We start from the raw sequence: 328 nt of genomic DNA, 5'->3' as shown, positions 1-328 counted from the left end.
GGGCCTGGTCGTCCAGCTCGCCCCGGGCCGCCCGCGCCCGGGCTTCGGCCAGGCGCTCCTGATAGAGGGTGCGATTGAGCACCGCGCGCTGGTCCGCCGTGGCGGGCCCGCCGCGCAGGAGCGGTACCAGCAGGATCAGCAGCGCCAGGATCAGCAGCAGCCCCGCCAATCCCCAGAAGGTCGGCATCATGGCTCCTCCTCCGCCTGCAGCGCGGCCAGGCGCTGGCGTTCGGCCTCGCTCAAGGCCTGCTCCGGCCGGCGCCGCCGCGTCAGGACCAGCAGCAGGCCGGCACCGCCCAGCAGGCCCAGGCCCGGCAGCAGCCACAGC

Annotated in this window: 1 protein-coding gene; it reads right to left on the bottom strand. The window is 75.9% G+C overall.

All coding sequences use genetic code 11. The annotated features are described in order from the left end of the window. Positions 1–190: c-type cytochrome biogenesis protein CcmI (ccmI, locus tag FS767_RS21875; protein ID WP_256674305.1), on the bottom strand; the 190-nt coding region annotated here is incomplete at its 3' end. Between the last annotated feature and the right edge of the window lie 138 nt (positions 191–328).

This window comes from Pseudomonas sp. DE0010 (assembly GCF_007680745.1).
In the GTDB taxonomy this organism is placed as follows: Bacteria; Pseudomonadota; Gammaproteobacteria; order Pseudomonadales; family Pseudomonadaceae; genus Aquipseudomonas; species Aquipseudomonas parafulva_B.
The sequence above is the reverse complement of the archived record's forward strand: the minus strand, read 5'-3'. Positions and strand labels throughout refer to the sequence as shown.